Source organism: Clostridium arbusti SL206 (assembly GCF_000246895.1).
Taxonomy (GTDB): Bacteria; Bacillota; Clostridia; order Clostridiales; family Clostridiaceae; genus Clostridium_I; species Clostridium_I arbusti.
Genome location: NZ_BAEV01000004.1, coordinates 67,312 through 77,384, shown reverse-complemented (window position 1 = coordinate 77,384; position 10,073 = coordinate 67,312). Strand labels below are relative to the sequence as shown.

Genomic DNA, 10,073 nt, shown 5'->3' with positions numbered 1-10,073 from the left:
AATTTTTTAATCTTCATAAAAATCACCTTTTAAAAAACTTAATTAAATTTCTAAGTATCAATGGGGTTAATGGGATTAAATAAATGAAAAAAGATATTAATCCCATTGAATAATCTTTTTTTGTAAAGTAGTATGATATTTGACTAAACGCAACAACAATTAAAGCTATCTGCAATATTCTTCCTAATAAAGATTTACTGTTAATAATTAATATAATTAATATAAATACAATAATAGTTGTTATAGATACTCCCATCTTGCACCCCTTTTTAAACTATTATTTCTTTCGAATTTTCTTTTTTATATTCAGCAACCTCATCAACCTTCGTTGTCATTATTCTATATAGTTCAGTGTTTTTAGGAAATTTATCTTCAAAAGGTATTATTGCATTACCACTAAATAGAAGACCTTCCCCCTCGTTACTGTTTGTTATATAAGTTAGCTGTGCTTCTGAAATACTTAATAAATTTGCAAGGTGAACACGATCCGTTGGAGCTTGATTCATCATCATTAAGAAATCTGAATTTGCAAGCATTGATTTTGCTAAATCATTTCCTAGAAGATCTTCAACATTTTGTGTGATTCCTGTAGGTATTCCCCCCCACTTTCTAGCTCTTTTGTATAACTCAAATAAAAAGTTAGCTGAATAATCTGTAGTAAATAATAAGTATATTTCATCTATATAAATCCATGTTCTTTTACCTTTTTGTCTGTTTTCTGTTATTCTATTCCATATATTATCTAAAACAATTAAAAGTCCCATTGTTTTAAGCTGCTTTCCCAAATCTTTTGTATCATAAATTACAAATCTATTATCTATATTTACATTTGTCTTGTTTGAAAATACAGATAGACTTCCTCGTGTATAAAGTTCTAATGCTACTGCAAGATCTTTAGCAGCCCTCTCATTTTGACTTTCTAAAACATTTTGGAAATCATTTAGAGTTGGTATATATTCCTTATTAAATCCTGAATCAAAATATTTATCATAAGTTTTTTTCAAAGATCTATCTATTATAGTTTTTTCTGCTGCTGTTATGGTTGCTGTTGATCCGCCAAGTAGACATGCACATAAAGACATTATAAATTCTGATTTTAAACATAAGGGATTTTCATTGTCTGAATAATTTTCAGTCATATCAAGTGGATTTAAATAATTTCCACTTCCTGCACTTATCTCTATAACTTCTCCCCCTAGATGCTTTGCTAATTTTGTGTACTCGCGTTCAGGATCTATTATAATTACATCATCATTTGTATTTAAAAGTACATTTATCATTTCTCTTTTAGCTGTAAAAGATTTTCCGCTTCCTGGAGTACCTAATATAAAACCATTTGGATTTTTTAAGGCTAATCTATTAAATATAAGTAGATTTTTACTTATGGCATTTTTGCCATAATACATGCCATGTTCTTGTATAAGCTCTTGTATGTTAAATGGTAATAATATAGCAGTACTTTCAGTTGTAAGCGTTCTTGATATTTTTAAATAATTTTTTCCTAGTGGCAATACACTTTTTAAAGCTTCTTCCTGCTGATAATTTAATACCCCTAGCGAACATACATATTTTCTTGCTATATTGTTCAGCGCATTAGTATCTCTTTTAAGTTGCTCTAAGCTGTCTGCAAAATGAACTATAACTACTGATACAAAAAACATTTTTTGATTTTTATTAATTAAATCATCTAATAATTCTCCTGCTTCTTCCAAAGAAGATTTTAATTCATAAGGAATAAAAGCTTCAAGGTAACCATTCTTTAAAGATCTTTTTTCATATTCTATTTTATTACTTTCCATACCTGTTATTTGCTTTTTAATAAGTCTTAAAGCTTTGTCAGGATCTATCGATTTAAAATGAAGTGAAGTAGTCATATTCCCAGAAAAACTTGTTAAGTCTGCTAGAAATTTATCTGATAATGCAGCAGGCAGATTTTTTAAAAATATTCCTCGGCAATATTGATCTCCTATCATAAAATAATCTCTTTTAAATTCAAATCCGTCAGGCGCTATTAAATCTTTTGTTGTAATTCCAGACTTTTTTAAATATGATTCATCATATTTAAACTCTCCCTCGTGACCTTTTCTAAAAAAATCATGTAAATTTTCAAGTCTTTCTTCTATAGTTAATACCTCTGCTTTAGATCCAATTTTTTTAAGATCTCTTATTATTTCATTTTGAATTTGTATAAATGTTCTTCTTGCCATATCTACATCTTCAGCTTTTATGCTAATTGTTAAATACATATCTCTTTTTAAATCATTTCTTCCATCAATAATAGCTTTTTTAAGCATATCATTGTATTCTTTTCTATATTTGTTTAAGCTATCTTCTTGTTCTTTTAACATAATTTTATTTTCAAAAGAAGATTTATCTATGGATTTATTTGTTATAGTAATCTCAATATTTGTCTTGCTATCAAAAAAATTAAGTAATTGACAATAATCTAAGAAAATATCTTCTTGATCTGCTTGTTTTGAAATTTGATAATTTATATCTGAAAATGAAAGAGTTTTGCTAAAATTACCTTTTACTGTTTCAATAATTCCGTCTTCATGTACAGCACGATAAGGAATAGTATCTTGAGTAGATTTAGGTATTTTTTTCTTTTCTTCTTTTCCTTTACTACTGGACTTTTTTAATATGTGGAACATTAAATGCACCTTCCTTTATCTTTTTATTTATTTTCTTTTTAGCAATAGCCTTTTTTTCTTCTTTTTCTATATAATTTTCAATTACTTCATATAAATTTTCAGTTTTATATTTACGTTTCTGTGGATATAGAATTGAAAACCTAATAAAAGATAGAATGAATTCCTCGAAATTCATTCCATTGTATTTTACAAAACCTACTGATATTGGAGGTATAGAAACAATAATAACTAACCAACTTGCAATATCATCACCAATATATTGTTTACCAAAAATATACATTGGTACTACTATAGCAATACTTAATCCTGTACAAATAAGTTGTCTTAAATTTAATCCAAAATAGATTTTTTCTTTATAACTTCTTATTTCTTTAGGTATCTTAATATCAATCATAATTTAACTCCTTACATAGCTCCTGTTAATTTCTTAGCCCATGATCCTGATTTAACAAGTATTAAAAGTAACACACAAGAATACATACATATAGTAACTAATCCTGTTTCCCCTGAACCAATGGCTGCACTTTTTAATAATCCTGAATAAAGTGCTACACACACAAGAATTACTACACCTTGTAAACACACTGCTGCATAACTTTTTATAAAATTTAAAGCTGTAGATCTTGTGTTATCACCTACTAAACCTGCCATTGGTATAGGTGATAGTGCTGTATACAAATATATCTCTATCATTCTTCCGTAGACGATAACTGTAATAGCTATTCCCACTATGAACATAATTGTTCGTAATAAACCTAAATTCATTACAAACATTATCATACCTCCTATATTAGTTATTCCTAGCTTATCCCATGCTTGTTGAATTGGAGTATAATCAATACTATTTAAAGTTATATTTGTACTTAATCCAATATCAGCAACTATAGATGATGATATTGCAAAAATCCCTGTAAGTAATTGCAATACATTTTGTAATATCATTTTACAAACAACTAATTTAAATAATGTTTTGGCAACATTTTCCCATCTCATATATTCTAAAGTAATTGATTTACCAAGCATGTCCATATAAAAGTAGGCTACTACTAATACAAAGCCTATTGGTAACACTACATTATATACATTTACTATTACTTGCCATAATTGGTCGTTACTCTGTGGACTTTGTGAAACTAGTTGTACAGCCTTATTAGCACTATTTCCAAACTGATCAAAAGTTCCTTTTACAAAATCTGTTATATTACCCATATAACTCGCTCCCTTTGTTTTTATAATCCAAATAGAGATAATGAATTACTTATTCCAAAAACCATAAATCCTGCTGCTAATGTTTTAAGACCTCTTGTTCTTGCGTCTGCGTCTTCACTTTTAAATCCAAGAGCTGTTTGTAAACCACCAAAGAAAGCAACGGCAAGTCCAATTCTTCCTGACCATTGAGCAATCCACTGTATTATAGTATCTAGTTGACTTGTATCTACTCCATATGCTGTATAAGCAAAAAGAACTGACATTGATAATCCTGTTACTATAGCTGTTTTCATATTTTGATTTAAATATTTTCCTTTTGATTTATTATTTAATTTCTTTACCTCTTCTTTTATTAATTCTTCCTTTATAAAATCTATTATGTTTTTTATTTTTTTCATTATTTTCCCTCCAAATTAATTATTCATATTCAATAAATTCAATCTCTTTTTCGTCAAGTAACTCATAATCATCAAAAATATCATTTCCATTAATATTAGATTCTTTACCTTCTAAAGCTTCAATTTCTCTTTCTATTTCTTCTTTTTCATTAAGAACTTCTTTATAGTCACTCATTTTTTCTGATTGTTCTGAATTATCCGATTTGTTTTTATCCTCTATTAGTTCTTCAAAATATAAATTGTTTGAGTTTTCACCATCAGATCCTAGTAGATTGTAGTTTTTATGTTTTTTAATATTATACTTTTCAGAAAAGAAAGGATAACTTCCTCTTATCAATGCTATACAATTTCTATCATTCATTCTTGATAATTCATCAGCTGTCATTAAATCTCTTGCTAATATATTTTCGTTCACGGTGGAGCTTCCCGATTTTCCTCTTGATCTACTTGCTGTTCTACTATTAATAGTTATTTTCCCTAATCTTTCACTTACATATTTTGAAGTTTCTCTACCTCCAAGAAAAAGAAAAGTATCACAGTTATCAACTACTCCTTTCCAAGATTCTTTATAAACTGCTTCTAATTGTGCCATAGATTGCAATATTATATTACAGCTTATACTTCTACTTCTCATTGTAGCTAATAATTCAGGAAAGTTAGGAATTGTACCTATGTTAGCAAATTCATCTAATATCGCTCTTACTGGAATCTTTAAAGGTCCTTTGTAGTATTCATCTGCTTTTAAATACAAATTATCAAATAATTGAGTATACATCATAGCGACGATAAAATTAAAAGTTGTATTAGAATCAGGTATTATTGCATATAAAATTGTTTTTTCATCACCTAAAGTATCAAGATCTAATTCATCATCATCAAAAATTTCTGATATAGCTGGTATTGCTAAAAAAGAAAGTCTCGATTTTGCTGAAATTACAATACTTTTAGCTGTCTTTCCTGCTCCTGCCTTAAATGTATCATACATTTCTACCGCAATAGTTCTTCCTTTTTCTTCTTCGAAATCCTTGAAAACTAAATCAAAATCACTTACGAAATCTTCGTCTTCCTCTTTTACCTTTATCATTTGAAGCATAATCCATACTGTAGATAAAGTTTGTTCATTTCTAGGAGCTTCATAATACAAATAGAAAAATATAGCTTGTAATAAAGCACTTTCAGCTCTATCCCAAAATGGATCTGCATTGCTATTTTCACCTTTTTTACCATTTGTATTTTTCATAATTACATTTACTAATTTCATTATATCTGTATCACTTTTAACGTATTTAAATGGGTTATAATGCATTGACTTATTAAAATCTTTTAAATTAAATACTTTTATCTTGTATCCATTGCTTTTAAACATTTTTCCAGTTTCTCGAAATAAATCACCTTTGGGATCTGTAACTATATAACTTGTATTTAATTGCATTAAGTTTGGTTTTACAAAGAATCTAGTTTTACCAGTTCCTGCACCACCTACTATTAAAACATTTAAATTTCTATTTGTTCTTTTAGTATTAAGACTTAGGAGAAAATCATTTGTTATTATAATATTGTTGTCATTATTACGATCTCTAAAAGTTCTTTTTTCTCCTTTAGTTCCCCATCTAGAAGAACCATGTTCAATCCCTCTCATATACTTTCTATCATCTGTAATAACAAGTAGAGCCCATATAGTAAAACCTATAAAAACTAATAGTAAAATTCTTAATTCATATTTATTTGGCAAAAAAAATGTATTTAATTGAATATCTTTAATTACGTTATTAATTAAAGTATTTATCTGATTAGGATTATTTATTTTTTTTATGTCACTTTGAAATATTTTTGATACATGAAGCATAATAAAAGCTGAACCCCAAAATAGCAGAAATATCATTACTAAATCAAATCTTTTTTTTCTTTGTATTTTTTCTAATTCATTCATATTATCTTGACCTGTCTTTTTGCTTATTTTTCTGTTTAGGCTTTTGATTAATTTCTTGATTTCTTTGATGAATCTCTTTAAATTTCTGTATTACGCTTGGTCGATTATCTTTAGTTTCTTCATATGCTCTGTTTTCTGTACCTATCTCTTTAATCACCTTGTCATGGTCTTGATTGGGCTGTTGACTTACTTCTTCTTCGTGATTTTCCTTAACAATTTCATCTTTAAATTTATCAATTATTTTATGTACTCTATCTTTATCTTTTTCATCATAATAACAATAAAAATCTACATATCCATTACACTTACCATTTTTATCAACTTGAAAATTATTAATAGAAAGATCTGCATATATATTATTATTTCTAAGTTCATCTTGAATTTTTTTTGCATTAACTATGTGCATACTTTTAACAAAATATATTGAAGATTTTTTATATCTATTTAATTCCTTCTCAACATCTATTTTTATAGTATTATCAACTAGCCTTTCTTCTCCCTTAACAACCATTGAAAGAACAGTAGCTTCTTTTCTTAATTCTTTTTTTTCTAGGACTTCTTCCTTAATTTCTTCTTTTTTTTCTTTATTAATTTCATTGGAATTTTCTTTCTCTAAGGTGCTTTTGATAGTATTTTCAAGGCATATTTTTATAAGTTCACTATCTCCATTCCTAAAAGCTACTCTCAATTTGTTTGAACTTTTGCTATTAAGAAGAGCAACTGGTACGCCAACTCTTTTAGTATGTTGTAAAAATTCTCTTAGATATTTTTTATCTAAATTAATTACATTTACTCCCTGCCCACTTTGAACAATTTTTTTTAGACTAGTTAATCCTCCCTTTGAATTTAAATACTCCTTTCTTTTGTTCATTAAGAAAAGTAAAAATATCTTTGCAAATTCTGCTGACATTTTCATACTTTCCTTCATTATATCTTTTGCTACGCTTGCTGTAATATTTGCTAAATCTCCTCCTGTATCTGGCATTTTCCCCACCTTTCTTTGTTAGTTTAAAGCACATTATCTTTTTCATTATCAACTTCTAAAAGTAAATCATCTCCAAAATAATTTAATATTTTTTTTAATTTTAATATAGTTCTATATGACGGATTTACCTTTCCAGTTTCATATTGAGATACTGTACTTCTACTTTTTCCTATATATGTTGCTAATTTTTCTTGTGTTAAATTATTCTTTATTCTTAACTTTGTTATTTTTAGCATTTTTTTATTATGTTTTTTTTGTGTACTTCTAATATTTTCATCTCCTTTTTTTCTTATGTTTTCATATTAAGAGTAATATTTAGCAACACATATGTTTGTTTAACTAACTTATTTTTATTATATGTTAGTTAAACAAACATGTCAATGTTTCTATAAAAAAAGAAAGGAATCTTTTTTCAAGAATTCCTTTCTTTTTTATATTTAAAATTATAATATTTTTACTATTTTTCTATTTCTAATTCATAACATAGTATATAGTCAGTCGTAACATTGTATAGCTTAGCTAATTTTACAACATTTTGAACAGGAGGTAATATTTCTCCTGATTCATATTGAGTTACAGTCGTTCTATGTATACCTAAATATTTCGCTATATCATCTTGAGTTAATTTGTTAATTTTTCTTAATTTCTTTAGTCTCTCAGCAGTTGTACAAAATTTAGTATTAAAAAAATCTATAGATTTTATTACTCCCTCTATAAATACTATTAACTTTTTAAAATCTCCACTTTTTTCAAAATAATTTTGTATATTTAGCTTTTCTAATGATTCAATTCCTGTAATCTCTTCACCATACCCTGTAATCAAAACTATATATAAATCTTTATTGGTTTTTCTTATTTCACTAACTATGTCTTTTCCATTCATTTCATCTACATAATAATCCAATAATAATATATCAAATTTCTTTTTTTGCAATTGCTTAATAGCCTCTTTAGAACTTGTAAAACCCTCTATATAATATTTATCTTCAAAGCTATCTTTTATAACTTCAATAATTCCTTCATCATCATCAATTACAATTATTTTTATTCCATCCTTCATTTTTTCATCCCTCCATGTCCTTTAAAGGTATTTCTACATAAAAAGTTGTTTCTTCATCATTTGTATCAAAATATATTTCTCCCTTGAATATAACTTTTGTTATTAATTTAGATATATATAATCCAAGTCCAGTACCATTCTTACCTTTAGTTGTAATCATCTGTTTAAATATTTTTTTCTGTATATCTTCAGGTATCTTATCACCATTATTTTTTATGTAAAAAATAATATTATTTATCTCTTCATATATACCAAAAATTACAGTACCATTTTCTTTAACGGAAACTGATTCTATAGCATTAGATATGAGATTATTTAGAACTTGGACTAGAGAGTTAATATCACCATTGATCTTATACTTACTTTCTATATTTATTTCTTTTATAAATTTACATTTACTTTTTCTTATCTGAAAATCCATTAATATCATAATCTTTTTTTCTATTTCTTTTATGGTAAAATAATCTTCATTATCTTTATTATAAGGAGTAACTTGACCTTTAACTGTATCTATTACATTAGAAATATAAATCAAATTTTCTGTAATTCTATCACTCCATTTATTAACCTTATCTATTGTTTTTTTTATATTAATATCATTTTCACTATTATCTTTAGTATATTGACTTATTCTTTCTATATCCCTTCTTATAATTTCAATTCCTCCTGCCGAACTCATCAGTGGAGTTTTTAAGTTATGTGCTACCCCTCCTATTAGTTGATTTAGAGATAAAAGACGTTCCCTTTCAATTAATTGCATTTGATTTTCTTTTATAAGTTTTAAATTTTCTATATGATCGTTAATATCTTTAAATACAAGAATTGTACCAAGATATTCATTATTTATAATTATTGGATTAGCTTGTACTCCAAAATACTTTCTCCCCAATATATCCTTTATTACTATATTTAAATTCTTTATCTTTTTGCCTTTAGATTCACCTATTAAATTTAAGAGTATATTTTTATAATTTAATAATTTACTATCATTAATAATGTCATCAAAATTTTTATATTTTTTTTCATCTATTTTTCCTAATAGGAAATTTTCCTTAAATCTTTTATTAAATTCAATAACACTTAAATTCTCATTTAATGAAATAGTTGAATCAGATACAAAATCCAAACTATTTTCAAACGCAAATTTATACCTATGAAATCTTATTTTCACACCAAAAACTCCATATTTAAATGCAAAATATAAAAACCCCATAAACTGTATAGGAATTAAGATTATAAAATATCTCCAACTATTTTCTATCCCAATCGCTCTAAATAGTATAGTAGACAAGGCTGTGTAAAAAAAACATGGAGCAAGAATAACTATAGTTAAAAACTTATACTTTTTCATCAAGTAAGATCTTTCTTTAAAATAAGAGTAAACCAAGAAAATAATTCCTCCCAAAATATAGGGCACAGACCATAATGATAAAATTTTAAAATACAACATCACTTCTTCAGGTGTCTTCATAAAGTTGTTTTTTATTGGTACTAATATAAAATTTAAAATAGCTGGTATTAATAAAATAGGATATATTATTTTCTTCTTGTCTTTATTAATTATATTTGTATGTGATAATCCATAAATTAACATACAATAAGGTGTCATGAAGTAGTCAACTGACATATAAACAGCAACTATTTGATATATTAAGTTTATTCTTTCCTTACTAAAGCTATAATGTGGTATAAAATATGTTTTAAAAACAACTGTTAATGTTCCGATTCCAGTCAAAAGACATATTACTGCCAACCATATAGTTGATTCCGTTTTATAATCTTTAATAATAATTATTAATGCCAATAACAATAGTAATATACCTACAATTACCATAAG

9 protein-coding genes are annotated in these 10,073 nt (G+C 26.3%); all 9 read right to left on the bottom strand.

All coding sequences use genetic code 11. The features are described 5' to 3' along the window. Positions 1–269: 269 nt before the first annotated feature. A complete protein-coding gene (locus RH99_RS01795; RefSeq protein WP_010233478.1) occupies positions 270–2,654 on the bottom strand; it encodes a VirB4-like conjugal transfer ATPase, CD1110 family in 2,385 nt (794 codons plus the stop codon). Further along, positions 2,626–3,048: a PrgI family protein gene (locus RH99_RS01790; RefSeq protein ID WP_010233477.1), complete on the bottom strand. Its 423-nt coding sequence runs from the start codon at positions 3,046–3,048 to the stop codon at positions 2,626–2,628. The genes RH99_RS01795 and RH99_RS01790 overlap by 29 nt, the downstream gene beginning before the upstream one ends. A gap of 11 nt (positions 3,049–3,059) precedes the next feature. Then, complete coding sequence (locus tag RH99_RS01785) at positions 3,060–3,863, bottom strand: VirB6/TrbL-like conjugal transfer protein, CD1112 family (protein WP_010233476.1); 804 nt, start codon at positions 3,861–3,863, stop codon at positions 3,060–3,062. Positions 3,864–3,883: 20 nt separating this feature from the next. Next, positions 3,884–4,261 carry a hypothetical protein gene (locus tag RH99_RS19415; RefSeq protein WP_010233475.1) on the bottom strand — a complete coding sequence of 126 codons (378 nt, stop codon included), beginning with the start codon at positions 4,259–4,261 and terminating at the stop codon, positions 3,884–3,886. Between the two features lie 19 nt (positions 4,262–4,280). Further along, complete coding sequence (locus tag RH99_RS01775; RefSeq protein ID WP_010233474.1) at positions 4,281–6,191, bottom strand: VirD4-like conjugal transfer protein, CD1115 family; 1,911 nt, start codon at positions 6,189–6,191, stop codon at positions 4,281–4,283. A gap of 1 nt (position 6,192) precedes the next feature. Then, on the bottom strand, positions 6,193–7,176 hold the full coding sequence (locus RH99_RS01770; RefSeq protein WP_010233473.1) for a DUF3801 domain-containing protein: 984 nt from the start codon (positions 7,174–7,176) through the stop codon (positions 6,193–6,195). Between the two features lie 23 nt (positions 7,177–7,199). Further along, entirely contained in the window at positions 7,200–7,412 is a 213-nt protein-coding gene (locus RH99_RS01765) for a helix-turn-helix domain-containing protein (protein ID WP_010233472.1), read from the bottom strand. Between the two features lie 221 nt (positions 7,413–7,633). Next, entirely contained in the window at positions 7,634–8,236 is a 603-nt protein-coding gene (locus RH99_RS01760) for a response regulator (RefSeq protein ID WP_010233471.1), read from the bottom strand. A 4-nt stretch (positions 8,237–8,240) separates the two neighbouring features. Next, positions 8,241–10,070, bottom strand: a complete 1,830-nt coding sequence (locus tag RH99_RS01755) for a sensor histidine kinase (RefSeq protein ID WP_010233470.1) — start codon at positions 10,068–10,070, stop codon at positions 8,241–8,243. Between the last annotated feature and the right edge of the window lie 3 nt (positions 10,071–10,073).